The organism is Flavobacterium crassostreae (assembly GCF_001831475.1).
In the GTDB taxonomy this organism is placed as follows: domain Bacteria; phylum Bacteroidota; class Bacteroidia; order Flavobacteriales; family Flavobacteriaceae; genus Flavobacterium; species Flavobacterium crassostreae.
On record NZ_CP017688.1, the window covers coordinates 1037947 to 1057924 of the forward strand.

16 protein-coding genes are annotated in these 19978 nt (G+C 37.3%); 9 read left to right on the forward strand and 7 right to left on the reverse strand.

The genetic code is table 11. From position 1 onward, the window contains the following. Nucleotides 1–6: 6 nt before the first annotated feature. Both LB076_RS04540 and LB076_RS04545 read left to right on the forward strand, forming a co-directional pair. Nucleotides 7–933 carry a PorP/SprF family type IX secretion system membrane protein gene (locus LB076_RS04540; RefSeq protein ID WP_066333456.1) on the forward strand — a complete coding sequence of 309 codons (927 nt, stop codon included), beginning with the start codon at nucleotides 7–9 and terminating at the stop codon, nucleotides 931–933. Between the two features lie 12 nt (nucleotides 934–945). Next, nucleotides 946–2886, forward strand: coding sequence for an OmpA family protein (locus LB076_RS04545; protein ID WP_066333460.1), 1941 nt, complete (start codon nucleotides 946–948; stop codon nucleotides 2884–2886). A 112-nt stretch (nucleotides 2887–2998) separates the two neighbouring features. Here the strand turns inward: LB076_RS04545 and LB076_RS04550 are convergent, their stop codons facing one another. From LB076_RS04550 to LB076_RS04565, 4 genes are all read right to left on the reverse strand, one after another. Then, nucleotides 2999–4069 carry a glycosyltransferase gene (locus LB076_RS04550; RefSeq protein WP_066333463.1) on the reverse strand — a complete coding sequence of 357 codons (1071 nt, stop codon included), beginning with the start codon at nucleotides 4067–4069 and terminating at the stop codon, nucleotides 2999–3001. A gap of 117 nt (nucleotides 4070–4186) precedes the next feature. Continuing rightward, on the reverse strand, nucleotides 4187–7618 hold the full coding sequence (locus tag LB076_RS04555; RefSeq protein ID WP_066333467.1) for a hypothetical protein: 3432 nt from the start codon (nucleotides 7616–7618) through the stop codon (nucleotides 4187–4189). Between the two features lie 176 nt (nucleotides 7619–7794). Beyond that, nucleotides 7795–9051, reverse strand: coding sequence for an aspartate kinase (locus LB076_RS04560; RefSeq protein ID WP_066333469.1), 1257 nt, complete (start codon nucleotides 9049–9051; stop codon nucleotides 7795–7797). A 52-nt stretch (nucleotides 9052–9103) separates the two neighbouring features. Beyond that, the gene (locus LB076_RS04565; RefSeq protein ID WP_066333470.1) at nucleotides 9104–9598 is read right to left on the reverse strand and encodes a GNAT family N-acetyltransferase; all 495 of its coding nucleotides are present in this window, start codon (nucleotides 9596–9598) and stop codon (nucleotides 9104–9106) included. A 168-nt stretch (nucleotides 9599–9766) separates the two neighbouring features. Here LB076_RS04565 and fbp point away from each other — a divergent pair, with 168 nt between their 5' ends. Further along, nucleotides 9767–10783, forward strand: coding sequence for a class 1 fructose-bisphosphatase (gene fbp / locus LB076_RS04570; protein WP_066333473.1), 1017 nt, complete (start codon nucleotides 9767–9769; stop codon nucleotides 10781–10783). A gap of 64 nt (nucleotides 10784–10847) precedes the next feature. On the opposite strand, the gene LB076_RS04575 is transcribed toward fbp, so the two are convergent. Next, a complete protein-coding gene (locus tag LB076_RS04575) occupies nucleotides 10848–11282 on the reverse strand; it encodes a tellurite resistance TerB family protein (RefSeq protein ID WP_066333474.1) in 435 nt (144 codons plus the stop codon). A gap of 191 nt (nucleotides 11283–11473) precedes the next feature. Here LB076_RS04575 and LB076_RS04580 point away from each other — a divergent pair, with 191 nt between their 5' ends. The 3 genes from LB076_RS04580 to LB076_RS04590 are packed head-to-tail and all read left to right on the forward strand — an operon-like array spanning nucleotide 11474 to nucleotide 14081. Next, nucleotides 11474–12067 (forward strand): HupE/UreJ family protein, encoded by a 594-nt coding sequence (locus LB076_RS04580; protein ID WP_066333477.1) that lies wholly within the window; start codon nucleotides 11474–11476, stop codon nucleotides 12065–12067. A gap of 6 nt (nucleotides 12068–12073) precedes the next feature. Then, nucleotides 12074–12505 (forward strand): deoxycytidylate deaminase, encoded by a 432-nt coding sequence (locus LB076_RS04585; protein WP_066333479.1) that lies wholly within the window; start codon nucleotides 12074–12076, stop codon nucleotides 12503–12505. Between the two features lies 1 nt (nucleotide 12506). After that, a complete protein-coding gene (locus tag LB076_RS04590) occupies nucleotides 12507–14081 on the forward strand; it encodes a S41 family peptidase (protein WP_066333481.1) in 1575 nt (524 codons plus the stop codon). 100 nt (nucleotides 14082–14181) lie between these two features. On the opposite strand, the gene LB076_RS04595 is transcribed toward LB076_RS04590, so the two are convergent. Next, nucleotides 14182–14385 (reverse strand): hypothetical protein, encoded by a 204-nt coding sequence (locus LB076_RS04595; RefSeq protein ID WP_066333483.1) that lies wholly within the window; start codon nucleotides 14383–14385, stop codon nucleotides 14182–14184. A gap of 101 nt (nucleotides 14386–14486) precedes the next feature. Beyond that, nucleotides 14487–15062 (reverse strand): MarC family protein, encoded by a 576-nt coding sequence (locus LB076_RS04600; RefSeq protein WP_066333485.1) that lies wholly within the window; start codon nucleotides 15060–15062, stop codon nucleotides 14487–14489. Between the two features lie 249 nt (nucleotides 15063–15311). Here LB076_RS04600 and LB076_RS04605 point away from each other — a divergent pair, with 249 nt between their 5' ends. The 3 genes from LB076_RS04605 to LB076_RS04615 all read left to right on the forward strand — a co-directional run bounded on the left by LB076_RS04605 (nucleotide 15312) and on the right by LB076_RS04615 (nucleotide 19719). Further along, on the forward strand, nucleotides 15312–15881 hold the full coding sequence (locus LB076_RS04605; RefSeq protein ID WP_066333487.1) for a DUF3109 family protein: 570 nt from the start codon (nucleotides 15312–15314) through the stop codon (nucleotides 15879–15881). A gap of 325 nt (nucleotides 15882–16206) precedes the next feature. Further along, nucleotides 16207–17184 (forward strand): ribonucleotide-diphosphate reductase subunit beta, encoded by a 978-nt coding sequence (locus LB076_RS04610; protein WP_066333489.1) that lies wholly within the window; start codon nucleotides 16207–16209, stop codon nucleotides 17182–17184. A 117-nt stretch (nucleotides 17185–17301) separates the two neighbouring features. After that, nucleotides 17302–19719, forward strand: coding sequence for a ribonucleoside-diphosphate reductase subunit alpha (locus tag LB076_RS04615; RefSeq protein WP_066333491.1), 2418 nt, complete (start codon nucleotides 17302–17304; stop codon nucleotides 19717–19719). Nucleotides 19720–19978: the final 259 nt, after the last annotated feature.

The window sequence follows — 19978 nt, forward strand, 5'->3', positions numbered from 1 at the left end:
GAAAATATGCGAGCGAAATTAATATTATTCTTAGTGCTATTATCTGGATTGATTCATGCACAGCAAGATTCTCAGTTTACCCAATATATGTACAATACCATCCAGGTAAATCCGGCCTATGCAGGATCGCGGCAAGCCATGAGTATTTTTGCATTACACCGTACCCAATGGGTAGGCTTGGATGGCGCACCAGTAACCAACACGGCATCGTTACATACTCCCATAAACGGGACCAATGTAGGGTTAGGGCTCTCGGTTATAAACGACAGGATAGGACCTTCAGACGAGAGCAACATCGCCGTTGATTTTTCGTACAGCATACCTACCTCCGATAGCTATAAGTTGTCTTTTGGAATAAAAGGATCCGCAAATTTGTTAAATGTAGATTTTAACAAGCTGCACCAATATGACAAAAACGACTACAGCTTTGAGAAAAACATAGACAACAAATTCTCACCCAATGTAGGAGTTGGTTTATACTGGCATTCGGATAAAAATTATTTAGGAATCTCCGCACCTAATTTATTAGAGACCAAACATTTTGATAAATATGCAGGTACAGGAGCAATTTCACATATTGCCAGAGAAAGAATTCATTACTACATAACAGCAGGACATGTCTTTGATTTGCGTAGCAACATAAAATTCAAGCCAGCAATACTAACAAAAATTGTTCAAGGTGCCCCGCTGCAAGTAGACCTTTCTGGAAACTTTTTATTTAATGAAAAAGTTACCCTAGGCCTTGCTTATAGATGGAGCGCAGCACTAAGCGCTTTAGTAGGATTTCAAGCAAGTGACTCTTGGTTTATAGGCTATGGCTATGATTTAGAAACAACACGTTTATCCAATTATAACTCAGGATCCCATGAGATTTTCTTACGATACGAGTTATTCAATAAATACAATAAAATGATTTCCCCAAGATTTTTCTAAAACTACTTACATATGAAACCAAAACCAATACTATACAGCTTGCTCCTATTAGTCCTAACAGACCTAAGCTATGGACAAAATAGCAAAACCACAAGAGCAGATAAGAAGTATGACAACTACGCTTACGTGGATGCCATTACCACCTACGAGAAATTAGCCTCTCGAGGCTACGAAGACCAGGCAATGTTTCAAAAATTAGGGAACGCCTATTATTTTACAGCAGATCTAAACAAAGCCGCTCAGTGGTACGAAGCCTTATTTAAACTAAATCCAGACCAAGAGGCAGAGTATTGTTACCGATATTCCCAAGCATTGAAAGCCTCCGGCGATTATAAAAAAGCCGATAAAATGCTGGAATTGTTTCAGAGCAAATCCGGGAACGATCTACGAGCCAAACTGTTTAAAGAAAACCCAGACTACCTCTCTGTAATCAAGGCCAATTCTGGACGCTTCACCATCGAAGATGCAGGAATCAATTCCAACTACTCCGATTATGGCGCCTCAATAGTAGACGATAAGTTAGTTTTTGCCTCTGCTAGAGACACCGGAGGAGCCTTCAAAAAAGTCTTTAGATGGACCAACCAATCCTTCACCAACCTATACGCTTCGGATATAGATGCAGAAGGAAACCTAGGAGCACCAAAACGCTTTGAAAAAGCAATCAACTCCAAATTTCATGAATCTACCCCTGTTTTTACCAAAGACGGTAAGACCATGTATTTTACCAGAAACAACTATTTAGAAGGAAAGAAAGGCAAAGACGCCCAACGCATCACCTTATTAAAACTATACAAAGCCAATCTAGTAGATGACAAATGGAGCAATGTAACCGAACTGCCTTTTAATAGTGACAATTATAGCGTAGCCCATCCCGCATTAAGCGTAGACGAGCAAACGCTATACTTTGCCTCCGACATGCCTGGCACACTAGGGCAATCGGATTTATTTAAAGTAACTATTTTAAAAAATGGAGGCTACTCAAGCCCAGAGAATTTAGGATCTGGAATAAACACCGAGGGTAGAGAAACCTTTCCATTTATATCCCAAGAAGGAGAATTGTATTTTGCCTCAGACGGAAGACCTGGGCTAGGAGGATTGGATATTTATGTAGCCACAGCAGACAAAAAAGGGGGATTTAATAGCATAGAAAACGTAGGAGCGCCAGTGAATAGCAATACAGACGATTTTTCTTTTTTAATCAACAGCCAAAACCGTAAAGGTTTTTTTACCTCCAATAGATCCGGAGGGCACGGTTATGATGATATTTATAAATTTGTAGAAACAAAGAAACTCGCCTGTAACCAAGCCTTAAGTGGGGTGATAACGGATTTGGATAGCAAAGAAATCCTGGTTGGATCAAAAGTAATGCTATTTGACGAAAAATTTGCCATCTTGGAACAAACCACCACCGATGCAAATGGATTGTATGGTTTTGAGGTTTTTTGTAACAAAAAATATTACGTAAGAGCAGAGAAAGAAGCCTACGAGACCAATGAATCCAATATTACTATTGCCAAAACTACCGGAGCAAGCAGTTTGCCTATTGCATTATCCAAACGCATTAAGATGGTAGGAGTTGGTTCGGATTTAGCCAAAACATTAAACATACCTATTATTTATTTTGATCTAGATAAATCCAACATTCGTAAAGATGCAGAATTTGAATTAGAGAAAATTTTGATAGTGATGAATGACAATCCAAAGATGAAAGTAGACATACGTTCGCATACCGATAGCAGACAAACCAACCGCTACAATGAAGCCCTATCGGATAGAAGAGCCCAATCTACGCGTGCTTGGTTAATAGCCAAAGGGATTGCTAAAGAACGACTAACAGCCAAAGGATATGGAGAGTCACAACTAATAAACGGCTGTGCCGACGGCGTGGCATGTTCTGAAGCAGAACACCAAGCCAACAGACGTAGTGAGTTTATTGTTGTTGCAATAGAATAATATTTAAAGCTATAGCCAGTAGTCAAAAGCTACTGCACAAGCCTAAAACCCCCAAGGATAACTTAAGTATTCAAGTTATCCTTGGGGGTTTATTACTACCTACAAATAGCGATTAGGTGGTTTTAAATAGCTCGAATAATTTTTCCCAGTCTACAGTTGTTTTAAAATAACGTAACCCTTTGAAGTTGTTGGCTCTTTTTAAATCAGTTATTGTAAAAAGATCTTGCTCTGCAAACGGAATTAAACCTTCTTTTTGAAGTTTCTCGGCTAGATATAGTTGTTCAAATTGGCCGGGTGTGGGTATAAAAAAAGCTTTTTTTTCTAGTTTAACCAAATCCATTATGGTGGTATAGCCTGATCTACAAAGGATCATTTTACTTTCATTAAAGGTTTGCTCTAATTGGCGGCTATTCATAAAATTATAATAAGTGACAGTTTGGATTTGTTCTTTACGTTGTTCTTTTTCTAAAACCCCACGGATAAATACTACCCTGCCGGTAAAATTTTGAAGCTCTGCTTTTAGTTTTTTTTCTAAAAAGGTTCTTTGGGGTTCTGGTCCAGATAATATAACCATTAAATCGTATTTAATTGGAATACTTTTTTTATGCATTCGGCTTATAGGGCCAAGGTATTTTATCTTGAAATCCGGATTTTGAACATGGCTTAAAGTACCTGCCAAGTTGGGTGTGTTTTCGGTATCCGGAACCCAACATTCAGAATATTTTTTAATGAAATATTGGTGTATTTTGCTGGTAAACCAGGTAGTACTTCCGGTCATTACATTTAATTGGTGGGTTACAAAAACCGAGGGTACTTTTTGGCTAACAACACCAAGTCTGTTGTCCGAAATAATACCATCTAGAGCATATTTTTCTACCCATTGCGTTACTAATTTTTTTTCTCTCCAAATAGCAGCAATGGTTTTAGGACTGTTTTGTAACAATTTCCACTTAAAATTGGTGGCTTTCTTGGCATATTCAATTTCGTAGGAAGGCAATTGCAATGCTTTCAGATACGGAAATTCTTTTTTTAATAGTTGTAATGCTGCGCCATCCGATGCAATTATCGGAATATAGTTATGGTCCTGTAAGGCTTTAATAATAGGAATGCATCTTGTAGCATGACCTAGCCCCCAATTTAAAGGAGCTACTAATATGGTTCTACATTTGGTATCTACCATCATGTGTAGTTAAATAGGTTTAGATATAGTAAGTTACGTATTGCATGCTTCTCGGGTATTTTTAGGATATTAATAAACTATTAATTTATTCAAAGCAAGTGTTAAGGCCGCTGTAAATAATTAAAAGTAAGCTCTAAGTTGCATGTTTCCGGTATGAATTGCTGGATTGTTTCGGCTTTTTCGGCCTTGGTAGTTTAAGTTAACGTCTAAATACGAAGTTACTTTTTTTTGTAGGAGTACTTGCCAAGTAATGTTTTTTCCGTTTTGTAAGCCTTCCAGCATTTGAAAACCTACGGCAGAAAATTCGTTTCCCGAAAACTTATTTTGATATAAAGAAACGGAGCCGTTTGCTACTATTTTTTGGGTGCCGCTGTACGAAAATGAAGTTCCAAAACGGTTTTGTAAAAGTGTCTCGAATGCCCCAATTTGATTTTGTTTGTTTTGTAATTCATAAAAAACATCCCAACTGGTACTTTTAGAAAACAAGTAACTTATTTTGGGTGCTATTTGGTATCCAGAGAGCAGGTAGTTTTTGTCAGAAAAATTCTCTGAAACCCCTGAAGTTTTTAACGATTGTACCATGGCATTTACTAGCCAACTTTTTTGATATAAATGGGTATATTGTAGTTGGTGGGAACTGTTTTTGGATTCTTGGGATCCTATGGTTAATAAATTTTTGGCTTGATTGTTTAAATAAGAATAGGTAATAGAGTTGTGTTGTTTGCCTCGGTTATAAAACAATCTATTTCTAAAACTCAAACTCAAACCCAATACGTTATTCGGGGATCCATTGAAGGGATTTAAATTAAAGTTAGTGCCAGAATTTTTAGTTTTCCGATCCATTATAAACGAGGTTTGATTGTAAAAAAGAGAAAGAAATTTTTTGTAGCCAGTAGCGTTTTGCCAGATATTTGGATTTAAGGTTAGTGCTTGCGAGAATTTAGTTTGATGGGTTTTGATAAACACTTGACGCGGCAAATAAACCCGAATGTATTTGGCTTGGTCTACAAAGGGAGCTACTTCAAACTCTTGCAGCTCTTGTATTCCATTTGTGTTGTAATCCTTCCAGGTATAAAATCCTTGCCCATCGGCAACTTCTAGATAGGTAAATTCTTGCTGAGGCATGGTTCCAGAGTTGGTTTCGTAGGCGGTGGTGCTTTGGATAAATTGGTTATAAAACTGGTCACTATACACAATTCTAGAGTTCAAGGATGCTTCTTTTTTTTTGGAGGGATCTATAAAATTAAAGGTTCTGTAGTTGGCAAGTAGGGTTAAATCACTGGTATTAGTTTGTATTATTTTGGATTTTAAAGAGTAGGTATGGGAGTTGCTAACTCTTTGTAGTGCTCCGTTTTGTACACTGTCGTTGGCTCGATGGAGGTAGGCTACTGCAACAAAAACCTTAGTGGTGTCTCCTCGGCCCATAAACAAACCATACTCTGAAAACCGCTGGCTAATGGCCGATAATTGGGTGGTTCGTTGGTCTGTTTCTTGATTGTTTTCGGATTGTTGACGGCCTCCAACCCAGTTTTGGTTAAAGTTATACTGTAGTGTAGAGCGACTTCGAGTAAAATGCGAATTATAGGCAGTGCTTTGGCTATTTAGATAACTAGACTGGTTTGAAATACGCCAATTATTGATTTTGTAATTGGCACCAAACAAATGGCGGTTTCCAGAAAAGGCACCACTAAAATCTAGTTTTTCAAACTGGTATTTTATGCTGCCATTTTGTGCAGCATTGGTAGTAGGTGCTAAAGTGTAGTGCAAACCAGTTACCAATAAACTTTGATCGCTATTTCCGGTGGTGCCTAAATTCCAATCTCTATTAAATTCTATGTTATAAAGACGTTCCACGGTTCGGAATTCTTTTTTTGTAAATTGGAAGTTTGCAAACGCATCTAAGTTTCCTTTTTTAGAAAATAGCCGCTGTTTGGTGTTTATTTTGGTGCTAATTCCTTTGTTGTTAGCGTCTTCAAGGGTTGAAAATAAATTTTGATCCTGGTTACTCAAGGCAATTTCTAGGGCAATATTGGTTTTTTCAGAAGGATTATAATTTCCCAAAAAAGTAGCTATTTGTAATTTATTAGGCGCAACTAATTGGGTTATTGGTTCGTATTCCCCTTGCGGAATACCATTTAAGGGCGCTATGTATTGGTAGGTTTTGTTAATACTGTTGGTATTCATCAGGCGGTAATTTCCTTTTTGGACCCCTACAGAAGTAAATCTAACGTGATACAATTGGGCATTTGGGTCCTTGGAGTATTCAAAATAAGTTGCAGTACCGTTGCTCTTTTGTATATAAAGTGTTTTGTTGTCAGAATAGCTATCAATATAAGCAGAAGGGGCATTCATTAAGCGCGGGTCATCGCCAGCATTTTGCAAAACCAAAAGCTGCTCTTGCGAAAGGTTTTGCTGCAAAGGTTGGTTTTTAAGATCGGTTTCGGAATACAAATAGCCTCCAAAGCGCCATTTTTTGGTTTCCTGAATTGCACCGCTATAGTGAACAAAACGGCTGTAACTTTGGTCAGAATATTGGTATTCTACTACCATACGCATCTCAGAAGTTATAGGATACAAGGGGGTAAAAATAATCTCCCCTGCATTATAATCCATGGTGTAATCTTTGTTTTCTCCTCGTTGCAACAAAAGACCATTTACATACACGCGCTCTGATCCAGAGATAACCAATACATATAATTCGCCATTTTGCCCTTTTAGTTTATATGGGCCTTGGTTGCCTTCGTTGGCAGTAAAAGTGCTTTTGGCATACTGTCCTTTTACTAATGCCACGGATGTAAAGATGCTGTTTTTTTGGGCATCGGAACCAAAATCAAAATGGGCGGCTAGTCCTTGTACTTTTTTATTGAAATTTAAAAATTGGGTTTGGTGGTTTTCTAAAAATAAATCCCCACCTCGGATTTTCCAGCGATCACTAGCTAATTCCAGAAATATATTGTCAAATTGGTCTAGTTTTTGGGAGTAACCGCCATCTTGCAAAGGGATGTTGCTGTCTTGTAGTGAGGCCGTTAAACGCACTTTTTCGGATAGGTTTCCGGTAATTTGTAACTCTAAGTTAGAGTTTAAAACACCGTTTTGGTTGTTGCCAACGGTTAGTCCTCTGGTGATGCTTCCGGAGGTATTTAGTCCATCAAATGGCAGGTTTTTTGGAGCAGTAGTTTCTTCTATGGTATAGCGTTTTTCGGAGCCAATATCTTTAGAGACAATTTGATTTTCGTTGTAAATGCGATACTCTTGGGTAATAAAATCCGGAAATTTTAAGTAATGGACCTGTAAGGAGTCTGTTCTTGAAAAAGAAGTGGTTTTTAGAAGTAATTTTCCGTTCCAAAAATTCATGCCATAAAAACTACTATCTATAATGGCGCCTTTAGCATCTTCTATTTTAAAAAAAGCGGGGTTGATCCCTACGGTTTCCAGTACAATACTGTCTTTGCTGGGAGCGATTTTTTTGGAGGTATATAGCGAAAGCTCTTTCTGAGCATGGAGCCCAGAAAAAAAAAGTAGTGCTACAAAAAGAATTCCTTTTTTTAACATAAAGAGGATAACGTCTATAAATCAAAAGTAGTGTATTTTAAGGCTATTTATTGACGTAATAGGTGTTTTTTGGATCGTTAAATCAGGAAGTATTGGTTGGTGAAATAAAACCAGAGGGGATGTACTAGAGTATTTTGCAATTGCAAAAGTACCCTGGCAATCCCCAGGTTTATAAATTAATTTTCACTAATTATAATTTGCATGGTTTCTTTGCTTAGTTGTTTTAAAAGCACTTTTTTGCCCTCTTCTACCATTTGGGCGGCCGTGTCGTTAAAATGTCGGATGGTGTATAGGGTTACCTTTTCGGTATAATCTACTTTGAATTTTTTGGATAAAATAGCATTTACCTCTTTGAAGTTATCAAATTTATCTTCTACACAAACCGAGAAACTAATGGCTGAATTTTGAATCAAATTTACCTTAAGCTTAAATTGATGAAATAAAGAAAAAATCTCACTAATATGTTCTTCCATAATGAAAGAAAAATCAATGGAAGAAAGCGAAATCAATAACTGGTCTCTTTTTACAATATAACAAGGCAAGTAAGGTTCTAGAGTATTTCCTTTAGAAACACTGGTGCCTTTTAATAAAGGGTTAATAAAGGATTTTACATACAACGGAATTTCTTTTTTCTGTAAAGGCTGTAAGGTTTTAGGATGAATCACTGTGGCGCCATAAAAAGCCAGTTCGATTGCTTCTCTGTACGAAATTTGATTCAATAATTGGGCATTCTCAAAATACCTAGGGTCTGCATTCATTACTCCAGGAACATCTTTCCAGATGGTTACACTTTGGGCATTTAAGCAATAGGCAAAAATTGCAGCCGTATAATCCGAACCTTCACGACCTAATGTGGTGGTAAAATTGTTTGGATCGGATCCCAAGAATCCTTGGGTAATATTTAACTGATTGCGTTGGATGTTTTTGGAAATGTTTTCTTGGGTTAGTGCCCAATCTACTTCTGCATCTCTGTAATTGGTATTGGTTTTAATCAAATTTCGCACATCTACCCAAGTGGTTGGAATGTTCTTGTAGTTCATGAAATGGGCAAGTATGGTGGTCGAAATTAATTCGCCATAACTCACCACTTGGTCATAAACAAAGTTGTAATTTGTAGATTTGTTGTGCTCTAAAAAATAGTCTAATTCTAAAAATTTTTTATTCACGTCCTCAAAAACAGCAGGACACTCTGAATCAAACAAATCTAATAAAATTTGATTATGATATTTTTTTACTTCCTGCACAGATGCCTTCAAGGCGGATGATTTTTCAAAATAATCTTTGATTACGGTCTCTAGTGCATTGGTTGTTTTTCCCATTGCCGAGACCACTAATAAAACATCATCATACCCTACTTTTTGTAAAACGTCGTATACGTTTTTTATTCCTTCTGCATCTTTAATGGATGCGCCACCAAATTTGAATACTCTCATATTTATTTAAACAAAATTCTAATTTTCACTCTATTTTTTTATTAATCCGATACTATAAATGGCTTATAAATTGCTGGATTGCAGCCGCATCCATTTGTACGGTATTCCATTCTCTAAACACGGTTGCGCCAGTTTTTTCGTAAAATGCTATTGCGCCTTTGTTCCAGTCGAGTACGTTCCATTCTACCCGCAATACTTGGTCTTTCTGGGCTTGTTTGATCACCTCTGCATACAATGCGTGTCCAATACCTTTGCCACGCATTGCTGCATTAACTACTAAATCTTCCAGGTGAATGGTTTTTCCTTTCCAGGTAGAATAGCGGTAATAATACAACGCAATACCTACAATTTTATGGGGCTGTAGAGGATTTAGGCTGTCTGTTTCGGCTACAAATACAGAAAATAATGGCTGCTCATTAAAGCCATCTCTAATTAAATCCGCCTCGGTGATGGCTACTGCCTGGGGTTCGTTTTCAAAATCTGCTAATTCTTGAATCAATGCTAGAACCGCTTTCATATCCTTTGCTTCTCCTTTTCTAACGATCATGTTTTTATTTTTTTTAAAGTTAAGTGCTTCTTTTATAACTTTTATTTCTTTATTTCGGGTCTTTTATTAGCAAATATACAATACTACTAAACTAAGTAAACTTTATTGAATTCATTTTCACAAAAAAACCGATATTTGTGACTTCAAACTAACTACAACGATTTCTTAATGGAAGAACGCAACAAGACCTTAGGGGAATTTATTATCGAGAATCAAAATGCCTTTCAATACTCGTCTGGAGAGCTATCGCGTATTATCAACTCGATCCGTTTGGCGGCCAAAGTAGTCAACTACAAGGTCAACAAAGCAGGATTGGTAGATATTGTGGGCGCAGCTGGAGAACAAAATATTCAGGGAGAGGACCAACAAAAACTAGATGTATATGCCAATGAAGTTTTTATTCAAACTTTAATCAATCGGGAGATTGTCTGTGGGATTGCCTCCGAAGAAAATGACGAGTACATTACCGTAGAGGGTAGTGATAATAGCCACAACAATAAATATGTAGTTTTGATGGATCCTTTGGATGGATCTTCGAATATTGATGTAAATGTTTCGGTAGGAACTATTTTTTCGGTTTATAGAAGAATAACTCCAATTGGAACTCCAGTAACAATAGAAGATTTTTTACAACCAGGGGTCAATCAAGTAGCAGCAGGGTATGTAATTTACGGAACCTCTACCATGATTGTGTATACCACGGGGCATGGTGTAAATGGCTTTACGCTAAACCCAGCCATAGGAACTTTTTACCTATCGCATCCCAATATGCAATTTTCTAGAGATGGGCATATCTACTCTATAAACGAGGGGAATTATGTGCATTTTCCGCAAGGAGTTAAAAACTATATTAAATACTGTCAATCCGAAGAAGAGGATAGGCCTTATACGTCTCGTTATATCGGAAGCTTGGTTTCGGATATTCATAGAAACATGATCAAAGGCGGGATTTATATTTATCCAACCAGTTCCAAGGCCCCAAAAGGAAAGTTACGTTTGTTATACGAATGCAACCCAATGGCGTTTATAGTGGAGCAAGCAGGCGGAAAAGCCTCTGATGGATTTGGAAGAATCATGGAAATAGCACCTAAAGAATTGCATGAGAGAGTGCCGTTTTTCTGTGGAAGTTACAACATGGTAGAAAAAGCCGAAGCATTCATGCTAGAAGCAAAGCAAAATATATAAGCTGCCGCAAAAGTTAGCAAAGCGATAAAAAAAGCTTCCGATATTTTCGGAAGCTTTTTTTGTATTACAATTTTTCGGTTTTTTCTATTTCAGAAACAAAAAGATCCAAATCCGCTTTCTCATCAGCCAATTCTAATGCTTTTTTGACAATTGCAGCTACGTTTTCGGGAGTAAACCCAATGCCTAAACATAGTTTTTGTAGCATAACCTCTTGATTGTCTCCTAAATGGTGGTCTACGTTAACAATACGCGCCAAATCATACAAACGCTCAATTCTTTGAGAGTTTAAATAAGGTGGATTGATAGGGTATTTCTTAGGGTTCTCTAAAATTTCTTCGTATTCTGCGGCAGAAATTTCAAGTCTAATGGCTAGTTTGTCTAAAAACGCTCTTTCTTCTGGAGCAAAAACTCCATCTGCTAATGCTAATCTAACAATAGATGAAAAGTGACCTTTGTTTCTTTGTTTGAATTCGCTATCAAATAAATCTGAAAATGACATAGTTAATTTTTTATTTATATCGGACAAAGATAATTCAATTTTTAAATTTTTAATTTTCTTTTTAATTTTTCTTTAACAAAATCCTTGTTTTAACACCATTATAAGTTAGGATTTGTGGCTTTCAATCTACCATATTCAAAATAAATCGTAAGTTTACACCCCTTTATCACTATTAATATTATATAGAACTTATGTCGGAATTTTGGATTTATTTTCAAATAGGATTAAAGCATGTTTTGGATATTCATGCCTATGATCATGTGTTGTTTTTAATAGCCTTAACCGTACCGTATGCTTTCAAAGATTGGCAACGTCTTTTTGTATTGGTTTCCATTTTTACCATAGGACACACTATGGCGCTGCTGCTTTCTGTATTGGATATAGTAATCATAAAAGTAAATGTGGTCGAGGTCTTAATTCCGGTGAGTATACTCATCACGGCAGTGTTTAATTTGTTTACAGCAGGCAAGTCTGGTAAGAGTGAGCGTGTCAACCTTGTTTTTTTTGTAACCTTATTCTTTGGGATTATTCATGGTTTAGGATTTTCTAATTATTTTAAATCCATACTCGGAGGGACCGCAAGTTCAAAAATAATACCTCTTGCAGAATTTGCTTTGGGTATAGAGGCCGCCCAGCTAATTGTAGTTTTTGTGGTGTTGGTAGCCTCTTATATTGTGCAAACTGTTTTTAGATTTTCTAAAAGAGATTGGGCTTTAGTTTTGTCTGCATTTATTATTGGAGTAGTGTTGCCTATGATTATAGAAAGTGAAATTTGGATTAGATAACAAACAATGGATACAAAAAAACGAAATAAATACGACAAGGCGTACCTTAGAATAGCAACCGAATGGGGTTTGCTGTCGTATTGCAAACGCAAACAAGTAGGAGCTATTATTGTTCGGGATCGGATGATTATTTCGGATGGTTATAATGGTACACCCTCAGGATTTGAAAACTGTTGCGAAGACGAGGCAGGACTAACCCGATGGGATGTTCTGCATGCGGAGGCAAATGCAATCCTAAAGGTCGCTCGGTCTACCCAATCCTGCGAAGGAGCCACCCTATACATCACCCTATCACCTTGCAAGGAGTGTAGCAAGCTCATACACCAATCGGGCATAAAGAGAGTGGTATACCACCAAGGTTATCGGGATGATTCTGGAATTAAATTTTTAATAAAAGCCGGTGTAGTAGTAGATCATATACCAGATTTAGAAGCCTAAAATGAAAAACAATGGAGCATATTTTCCTTTAATTATAAGTGCTGCTGTTGCGCTAGGCATTGTTATTGGCAGTTGGTTGCCTACTGCTGGTCAGACTTCTTTTTTGGCCAAAAATAGTTCTAAAGAAAAGCTCAATCAATTGATTGATTTTATAGATACAGAATATGTAGATGCCATCAATACGGACTCTATTGTAAATGTAACCGTAAATGCCCTTATGAAACAGTTAGACCCTCACTCTGTATATGTTCCTCCAAGTGAACAAGCACAGCTAGCGGAACACATGAAGGGAGAATTTGTAGGCATAGGTGTTAATTTTTATATGTACAAAGACTCGTTGGCTATTATAAAACCAGTAGCAAATGGTCCTTCTGCCAAGGCTGGTTTACGAGCAGGAGACCGGATTTTGTACGCCAATAAAACCAAACTCTACGGGCGCAAATTGCCTAACGACAGCTTGTTTTCATCGCTCAAGGGAGCTGCAGGATCTGAGGTTGAGCTTACAATTTATAGAAAAACAGACCATAAAAAAATAAAAATAAAATTAAAGCGCGACGTGATTCCGCTGCAAAGCGTAGATGCAGCCCTGCAAATTACGCCAACTATGGCGTATATAAAAATAAATCGTTTTGCGCAGACCACCCATGCTGAATTTCAAGCAGCAGTAACAAAACTACAAAAAGCAGGAGCAACCTCTTTAGTGCTCGATCTCAGAGACAACGGAGGCGGTTATATGGAACAAGCAATAGCCATTGCAGACGAATTGCTTGCAAAAGGGCAGTTGGTTGTATTTACCAAAAACAAAAACAATAAAACCCAAAAAACCTACGCCACCAACAAAGGTAGTTTTGAGCAAGGATCTGTTTATATTTTGATTAATGAAAATAGTGCTTCGGCTAGTGAAATTTTGGCAGGGGCTATTCAAGACAATGATAGAGGAATCATCGTAGGGCGTCGTTCTTTTGGTAAAGGACTCGTGCAGAGAGAAATGGATTTTAAGGATGGTTCTGCAGTGCGCCTGACCGTAGCTAGATACTACACCCCAACGGGTCGGTCTATACAAAAACCCTATACCAAAGGTTCTGAAGATTTGTATTTTAAAGAAGCTTCTTCTCGATTTTTGACCGGCGAATTATACGAAAAAGACAGTATTAAGCTCGCAGATAGTCTGAAGTTTAAGACCCCAAAAGGGAGGATTGTGTACGGAGGCGGAGGGATTGTGCCAGATATATTTGTAGCTTTAGAAGCAGAGCAAGGCAACGAAGACGTTTTTTATCTAATGCAATCCGGAATAGTAGGTAATTTTGTTTTTGAACAATTAGATAAAGACAGAAAAGCATTTTCGGGAGTAACTTTTAAGCAATTTAAAAGCACCATGCATGCCACCAATAAACACGTTGTTTCTTTTGAGGTTTTTCTGTCAGAAAACGGTTTGGGCCTAAAAATAGGTAAAAACAAAGCAGTAGTCAAACGGTATCTAACGGCAGAATTTGCCAGACAACTCTACGGCGAAAACTACTATTATGCCATACTCTTACAAGAAGACGCTATGATAAAAACAATACTTAAGCAATAGCTTTTTTTAAGGATTTGTGGGTGTTTTTGTTTGTATTGAGCTAGATCTCTATGGTTTTCTTGGGATATTTCTAAAAAAATAATTTAGAACCAACAACTACTTAAAGTTGATTTTTGGTTTTTTGTTCGATGGCTTTAGATACTCTAAAGATCCATAAAATAAGCACGGCACAAAACGAAGCAACAATACCAATAAAGGCCACCACGCTATCACCTTGAAAAGGATTGCTAAAATCTAGCAAAGTAATGTTAAAAACGATAAGCGCTACTGCTAGAAAAATTAAAATGTTTGTAAAAATTTTCATAATATGTTGTTTTTAATTGGCATCAATTCAATAGTCTTTATTTTTAGCCTTGTTGAATCAAAGTATAGGGTAAGTAAGATGCAAAAATAAATAAAAATATTTTAGACAAATAAACCTTTAACATTAGCTGCAAATAATTTAACAGCAATGGCAAGCAAAATCACACCAAAAGTCTTCCGGATAACGCCAAGTCCGTTTTCGCCCAACATTCGTTCTATTTTGGCCGAAGATTTTAAAACAATATAGACAATAATAATATTGAGTATAATAGCGATGATAATATTAATGGTTTCAAATTGCGACTTTAGAGACAACAGCGTAGTCATGGTTCCTGCTCCAGCAATCAAAGGAAAAGCCAACGGGACTATCGAAGCAGAGCTAGCCTCTTCGTCTTTGTAAATCCGAATGCCTAAAATCATTTCTAGAGCCAGAAAAAACAATACAAAAGAACCCGCTACAGCAAAAGAGTGTACATCAATTCCTATTAATTTTAAAATCTCTTCTCCAATAAACAAAAAAACGATCATTATTCCTCCAGAAGTTATAGACGCTTTTCCGGATTCTAAATGTCCAAATTTAGAACGTAAATCAATAATGATAGGGATAGAACCAATAATATCAATTACGGCAAAAAGCACCATACCTACAGTAATTATTTCTCTAAGATCAAGTAACATAAGTTTGTTTTTAGGGTGCTAAGGTACACATTTTAAAGAAAAGTAATCTAAAGAAATAGCAAATACCAGCTCAAAATAAAGGGTCTAATTTTTTCAAAAAGAGCGTGTTTTTGCTGCGGCATTTAATCCTTTTTTTTCAATTTTAAAAGGGTTAAATGCTTTTTTAAAATTCTTTTAAAAGCCATTTTTAACAATCCTTTTGTCTTAGTTTGTCTATCTTTGTGCTTTTATAAACACAAGTACTATAGCATGTTTCAATTAGGAAAAACCATCGTTTCAGAAGATATTTTAGAAAAAGATTTTGTATGCAATTTATCTGCCTGCAAAGGCGCTTGTTGTGTAGATGGAGATGCTGGAGCGCCCTTGACCGAGGAAGAAACTAAAATTCTAGAAGCGATCTATCCTAAAGTAAAACCTTTTTTACGAAAAGAAGGTATTGCTGCCATTGAGGCCCAAGGCAGCTGGGTAAAAGGAACCGATGGAGATTTAGAAACTCCCTTGATAGATGGCAAAGATTGTTCGTATGTTATTTTTGATGGCAAAACGGCACTTTGTGGTATAGAGCAAGCATACAACCAAGGTTTGGTAGATTGGAAAAAACCAGTTTCGTGTCACTTATATCCAATTAGAGTAAAAGATTTTACGGAGTTTGCTGCAGTCAATTATGACAGATGGGACATTTGTGATCCAGCTTGTTCTTTAGGGCAAGAGCTTGAGGTGCCTGTTTATAAATTTGTTAAAGAAGCCCTAGTTAGAAGGTTTGGACCAGATTGGTATGCAGAGCTAGATAAAGTAGCCCAAGACATGAAGCGTTCTTAAATCTGAAATTCAGGTTGGATTAAATACAAGCTATAAAAAAATAAAAATCTCTTTTAAAGGCCATAAACCAATTGTTCTTAGAGGGTTCTTTTTGGGCTCTAAAGCTACTGTTTTACAACATTTCAGGGTGTTTTGTGTTTTTTAAATACCTGAAAAACAATAATTTGCGTTTTTGTTTAAAAAAGTCCTTCTAGAGTGGTTTTGTTAAAAACTCCAGCTTATTGTGAATAAGTTTGGCTTTCTTTATTGCTTGCAAATGACAACCTTTGCGGGGCTTTAATTTGGTAGAATATTTGTTAGAATCTCAAAAAAATAAACAACAGTAATGTCAAAAATGGAACCAATTTTACAAGAAAATAAAAATCGTTTTGTGATTTTTCCGATTAAACACCATGATATTTGGGAGTGGTATAAAAAAATGGAGGCTAGTTTTTGGACTGCCGAAGAAATTGATTTGTCTCAAGATTTAAATGACTGGAATAATAAATTAACGGATGACGAACGTTATTTTGTAAAACATATCCTAGCCTTTTTTGCGGCCTCAGATGGGATAGTAAACGAAAATCTGGCGGAGAACTTTGTAAACGAAGTGCAGTACGCAGAGGCAAAGTTCTTTTATGGTTTTCAAATCATGATGGAAAACATTCATAGCGAAACCTATTCGTTATTGATTGACACCTATGTGAAGGATGAAATTGAAAAAGACGAGTTATTCAACGCTCTAGAAATTTTTCCGGCCATCAAGAAAAAAGCAGATTGGGCTCTTAAATGGATCGAATCGGATTCTTTTGCCGAAAGGCTAATTGCTTTTGCGGCAGTAGAAGGAATTTTCTTCTCAGGGGCTTTTTGTTCTATTTATTGGTTAAAAAAGCGTGGCCTAATGCCTGGTTTGACTTTTTCTAATGAGTTGATCTCTAGAGACGAGGGAGTTCATTGTGATTTTGCAGTGCATTTACACAACCACCATTTGATTAATAAAGTTTCTAAAGAACGTATTAGAGAAATCATTGTAGATGCCTTAAACATTGAAAGAGAGTTTATTACAGAATCTCTTCCGGTGAGTTTAATAGGGATGAATGCAGTGTTAATGACCCAATACCTAGAGTTTGTAGCAGACCGATTGTTAGTTGAGTTAGGCTGCGATAGAGAATATCATACCACCAATCCGTTTGATTTTATGGACATGATTTCGCTGCAAGGAAAAACCAATTTCTTTGAAAAGAAAGTAGCCGAATACCAAAAATCTGGAGTGATGAATACGGATGATGATGCTCAAAAAATTTCTTTTGATGCCGATTTTTAAACCGGTGGACTAATGTTCCGATTGCCAGAATACCACTTGGAGACATTGTTTTCCATAAAATATTACAAATAAACAAAAATAAAAAAGGGATTTTTTATTTTAAAAAAAACTAAAAGTATGTACGTAGTAAAGAGAGATGGTCGTAAAGAGCCAGTAATGTTTGATAAAATCACCGATAGAATTAAAAAACTATGCTATGGTTTAAATGATTTAGTAGATGCTGTTAAAGTAGCTATGCGTGTAATTGAAGGACTCTATGATGGAGTAGCTACGTCTGAGTTAGATAATTTAGCAGCCGAGACGGCGGCTTCGATGACAATTGCGCATCCGGATTATGCACAATTAGCAGCCCGAATTGCGATTTCTAATTTGCATTCTAACACCACCAAATCGTTCTCAGAAACGATGACCGAAATGTACCACTACGTCAATCCAAGAAACGGACAATACGCACCGTTAATTGCAGAGGATGTTTATAAAGTTATACAAGACAATGCGGCTTTTTTGGACTCGCATGTCTTATACAATAGAGATTTTAATTATGATTATTTTGGTTTCAAAACATTAGAACGTTCGTATTTACTTAAAATAAACGGAAAAATTGTCGAGAGACCACAACACATGCTGATGCGTGTTGCTGTTGGGATCCACTTGGATGATTTAGAGTCGGTTTTAGAGACCTATGACCTAATGTCCAAAAAGTATTTTACGCATGCCACGCCAACATTATTTAATGCAGGAACTCCAAAACCTCAAATGTCTTCTTGTTTTTTGTTAGCCATGCAAGACGATAGCATTGACGGAATTTACGACACCCTAAAACAAACCGCAAAAATCTCGCAATCTGCAGGAGGCGTAGGGTTGTCTATCCATAATGTCCGTGCAACAGGATCTTATATTCGGGGCACTAACGGCACCTCCAACGGAATCGTTCCCATGTTGCGTGTTTTTAATGATACCGCACGATATGTAGATCAAGGCGGCGGAAAACGCAAAGGAAGTTTTGCTATATATATCGAAACATGGCACGCCGATATTTTTGATTTTTTAGATCTAAAAAAGAATACCGGAAAAGAAGAAATGCGCGCCAGAGACTTGTTTTTTGCGATGTGGACCTCCGATTTGTTCATGAGACGCGTACAAGAAAATGGCAACTGGACCTTAATGTGTCCTAACGAGTGCCCTGGCTTGTATGATGTGCACGGCGAAGAATTTGAAAAAATGTACACAGACTACGAAATAGCAGGAAAAGGCCGAAAAACCATAAAAGCACATGAATTATGGGAAAAAATTCTAGAATCTCAAATTGAGACCGGAACCCCATACATGCTATACAAAGATGCCGCAAACCGCAAATCCAACCAAAAAAACCTAGGAACCATTCGTTCTTCTAACCTATGCACCGAAATCATGGAGTACACCTCCGCAGATGAGGTAGCAGTTTGTAACTTGGCATCCCTATCCTTGCCCATGTTTGTAGAGAACGGCGCGTTTGATCACCAAGCACTCTATAACGTGACCAAACGAGTAACTCGCAACCTAAACAAAGTTATAGACAGAAATTACTATCCAGTACCAGAGGCCAAAAACTCCAATATGAGACACAGACCAATAGGTCTAGGTGTGCAAGGATTAGCAGATGCATTCATTATGTTGCGTTTGCCATTTACCTCCAAAGAAGCCAAAAAACTCAATCAAGAAATTTTTGAAACACTATATTTTGCAGCCGTAACCGCCTCCATGGAAATGGCAAAAGAAGAAGGGCCTTACTCCACATTTCAAGGATCACCTATGTCCGAAGGATCCTTTCAATACAACCTATGGGGTATTGAAGACGAAGCACTATCCGGACGATGGGATTGGGCTTCCTTGCGAAAAGAAGTACTACAACACGGAGTGCGCAACTCCTTATTGGTAGCACCAATGCCAACGGCCTCTACCTCCCAAATTTTAGGTAATAACGAAGCATTTGAGCCCTATACCTCCAATATTTATACCCGCCGAGTACTATCGGGAGAGTTCATTGTAGTCAACAAGCACCTACTGCATGATTTAGTAGAACTCGGACTCTGGAATGACGCCTTAAAACAAGAGTTAATGCGTAACAACGGATCCGTACAAGATTTAAACATTCCGCAGGATCTAAAAGATTTATACAAAACCGTATGGGAATTGTCCATGAAAGACATCATAGACATGTCTCGCGACCGAGGCTATTTTGTAGACCAATCCCAATCCTTGAATTTGTTTATGCAAAACGCCAACTATTCTAAGCTAACGTCGATGCATTTTTATGCTTGGCGCGCAGGATTAAAAACCGGAATGTACTACCTCCGAACCAAAGCCGCCGTAGATGCCATTAAGTTTACCCTAAATAATGACAAAAAAACCGAGCCAATCCAAGTCCAAGTTGCATCCAAACCAGCTCCTGCTCCAGTAGCGGCAGCGGTAGAGATGACCAGCGACGAATACAAAGCCATGATCGAACTAGCTAAAAATGCTGGACCCGAAGATTGCGAAATGTGTGGAGCTTAAATAAAACCACATATTAAAACCTAAAAACAGCTATCACTTATTGGTAGCTGTTTTTTTTTGGAGCTTTTTCCTGCTTTCCGTTGCAATCTTTTTATTTTTAAAGAAAAAATAAAAAGGATTTTCACTACAATCAGGGCTAGAAAAAACAACATGCCATTTGCCATAATTTTATAAGAGAGACCTCAAAGGAGCACTTTACGCATCTCGATGCTTGCCAACAATTTCGTAACAGTATCCAAAAATACTGTAAATCTCAACC

What these genes read in the sequence shown, in the direction of transcription:
- LB076_RS04575 (WP_066333474.1), bottom strand. Translation starts at nt 11,282, where the DNA reads ATGTCATTTTCAGATTTATTTGATAGCGAATTCAAACAAAGAAACAAA.
- LB076_RS04565 (WP_066333470.1), bottom strand. Translation starts at nt 9,598, where the DNA reads ATGATCGTTAGAAAAGGAGAAGCAAAGGATATGAAAGCGGTTCTAGCA.
- LB076_RS04605 (WP_066333487.1), top strand. Translation starts at nt 15,312, where the DNA reads ATGTTTCAATTAGGAAAAACCATCGTTTCAGAAGATATTTTAGAAAAA.
- LB076_RS04600 (WP_066333485.1), bottom strand. Translation starts at nt 15,062, where the DNA reads ATGTTACTTGATCTTAGAGAAATAATTACTGTAGGTATGGTGCTTTTT.
- LB076_RS04540 (WP_066333456.1), top strand. Translation starts at nt 7, where the DNA reads ATGCGAGCGAAATTAATATTATTCTTAGTGCTATTATCTGGATTGATT.
- LB076_RS04555 (WP_066333467.1), bottom strand. Translation starts at nt 7,618, where the DNA reads ATGTTAAAAAAAGGAATTCTTTTTGTAGCACTACTTTTTTTTTCTGGG.
- LB076_RS04610 (WP_066333489.1), top strand. Translation starts at nt 16,207, where the DNA reads ATGTCAAAAATGGAACCAATTTTACAAGAAAATAAAAATCGTTTTGTG.
- LB076_RS04545 (WP_066333460.1), top strand. Translation starts at nt 946, where the DNA reads ATGAAACCAAAACCAATACTATACAGCTTGCTCCTATTAGTCCTAACA.
- LB076_RS04585 (WP_066333479.1), top strand. Translation starts at nt 12,074, where the DNA reads ATGGATACAAAAAAACGAAATAAATACGACAAGGCGTACCTTAGAATA.
- LB076_RS04580 (WP_066333477.1), top strand. Translation starts at nt 11,474, where the DNA reads ATGTCGGAATTTTGGATTTATTTTCAAATAGGATTAAAGCATGTTTTG.
- LB076_RS04590 (WP_066333481.1), top strand. Translation starts at nt 12,507, where the DNA reads ATGAAAAACAATGGAGCATATTTTCCTTTAATTATAAGTGCTGCTGTT.
- LB076_RS04615 (WP_066333491.1), top strand. Translation starts at nt 17,302, where the DNA reads ATGTACGTAGTAAAGAGAGATGGTCGTAAAGAGCCAGTAATGTTTGAT.
- LB076_RS04560 (WP_066333469.1), bottom strand. Translation starts at nt 9,051, where the DNA reads ATGAGAGTATTCAAATTTGGTGGCGCATCCATTAAAGATGCAGAAGGA.
- fbp (WP_066333473.1), top strand. Translation starts at nt 9,767, where the DNA reads ATGGAAGAACGCAACAAGACCTTAGGGGAATTTATTATCGAGAATCAA.
- LB076_RS04550 (WP_066333463.1), bottom strand. Translation starts at nt 4,069, where the DNA reads ATGATGGTAGATACCAAATGTAGAACCATATTAGTAGCTCCTTTAAAT.
- LB076_RS04595 (WP_066333483.1), bottom strand. Translation starts at nt 14,385, where the DNA reads ATGAAAATTTTTACAAACATTTTAATTTTTCTAGCAGTAGCGCTTATC.